The sequence below is a fragment of the Protofrankia sp. Cas8 genome, assembly GCF_963555845.1.
In the GTDB taxonomy this organism is placed as follows: Bacteria; Actinomycetota; Actinomycetes; order Frankiales; family Frankiaceae; genus Protofrankia.
Genome location: NZ_CAUVXI010000056.1, coordinates 26153 through 27835, shown reverse-complemented (window position 1 = coordinate 27835; position 1683 = coordinate 26153). Strand labels below are relative to the sequence as shown.

The 1683-nt window shown below is 64.6% G+C and carries 2 protein-coding genes; one reads left to right on the top strand and one right to left on the bottom strand.

Going from position 1 to position 1683, the window contains the following annotated elements; genetic code table 11:
* The coding region (locus U9977_RS10965) for an FAD-dependent oxidoreductase (protein WP_322749118.1) at window positions 1-839 on the bottom strand (839 nt) is incomplete at its 3' end.
* Window positions 840-1139: 300 nt separating this feature from the next.
* Here U9977_RS10965 and U9977_RS10960 point away from each other — a divergent pair.
* The gene (locus U9977_RS10960; RefSeq protein WP_322749117.1) at window positions 1140-1679 is read left to right on the top strand and encodes a hypothetical protein; all 540 of its coding nucleotides are present in this window, start codon (window positions 1140-1142) and stop codon (window positions 1677-1679) included.
* Window positions 1680-1683 lie beyond the last annotated feature (4 nt).

The window sequence follows — 1683 nt, the reverse complement described above, 5'->3', positions numbered from 1 at the left end:
TACGTCGTGCCCGCGGCCACCCGTCCGTCCACGCGCGGGACCAGGTATGCTGACTTGATTCCCTCCGCTGTCTCGATTTTGGCGTACAGCTGGAAACGAAGGGGATAGCTCGCTACCCGAGGTACCTGGAACTCCATTGCCTGTCCCTTTACGGGAAACATCGGATCGACGGTGCGAGCCGGCAGTAACTGGCCGCTACCCAGCCCCGCGGTGAGCACGGCGTGACGACAGCCGAGCATCGTTCCGCCCTTCACGCGGATCATTATGCTGTCCGGTGTGCTCCTCATCTCCTCCACCGTCGCATCGGTGAGGACGGTGACACGCGGATCCCGTCGCAGTACGGAATCGAGCGCGGAAAGCAGGCGAGCGGGCTCCAGGGACGCTTCCCGCGGCAGCAGGAATGCGCCCTTTGCGCGCCGCGTGAGCAGCGGCTCCAAGGCCTGAAGCTCGGCTGGGGAGCACGGTACGACCTCGACGCCGCGCGAGATCCATTCCGGCAGCAGCACGCAGCCGAGCCGGTCGAGTTCGGTACCCGACAGTGCCACCTGGAGCAGACCTGCGGTATGCAAAGGTATTGACACGGCGGCTTCGTTTTCGATCTCCCGCAGCCAAGCCGGATAAAGCGCGCGACTCTGATCCGCGAGAAGACTCAGGCTTGCTCCGCAGATGTCGTCACTCTGCGGCGTAATCCCTCCTATTGCCGCCGACGAAGCCATCGCGCCGAGCGAACGGGCTTGATCTACGACCGCAATCCGCTCGAATAGGGAGCGCGCCTGGTAGGCGACCGCGCAACCGATGACCCCTCCGCCGACAACGATGAGGTCGAACTGCGTGCTCACCCGGCCTCCTGTTACGGATTGCTACCACAGGCGTCGTCGTGCGAATCTGTGGGCGTGTCATGAAGTGTAATCCCGATCGAGCCCAATGCCGTGAATTTTGTGATGTCCGCCCTTCTGCCCTGGTCCTGGTCCTAAGTCCTGGTCCTCGCACCTCGCGATGTCCGTGCCCCGGACTCGCTCTTTGATCGTCATCCGTTATGCGGGTGCATCCAGCGGGGGGAACGGGCATGGGCGCGGCCTGGCCGGGCACGTTGGTAGCACATCGGTCGCACGTACATCGGTCGCAAGCTCGGAGGCGTCATGGCGGACAGCGACGGCCGGACCGGCACCGTCAGTTCGATCGGCATCAACCGTGGGCCCGATTCTGAGCCGACGCCACTCGGTATCTATCTGAATGACCATTTGGCGGGTGCTACCAGTGGTCTTGAGCTGGCCCGCCGCGCGGCCCGGTCGCAGCGCGGTTCAGCGGCCGGGGATGTGCTCGAGCGACTGGCGTCCGAGATCGCGCAGGACCGTACCGCGCTGCTCGACATGATCAGCGCTCTCGGTCTCCCCGCGCGACAATACAAGGTCTATACAGGTTGGGCGATGGAGAAGGTCGCCCGGCTCAAGCTCAACGGTCAACTCCTGCGGAACTCACCGCTGCGTACGGTCATCGAACTGGAGTCGTTGCGGCTCGGCGTGGAGGGCAAGGCGATGGCGTGGCGCACGCTGCGTGCGGTGGCCGAACGCGACGCCCGCCTTGACGCCGCGCAACTCGATCAGCTGGTAGGCCGGGCGCGGCGGCAAGAAGACGATCTTGAAGGTCTTCGGATGGACACCGTCCGGAGGCACCTGTGACCAT

Coding starts and splice junctions, on each gene's coding strand:
- U9977_RS10960 (WP_322749117.1), top strand. CDS start 1,140: ATGGCGGACAGCGACGGCCGGACCGGCACCGTCAGTTCGATCGGCATC.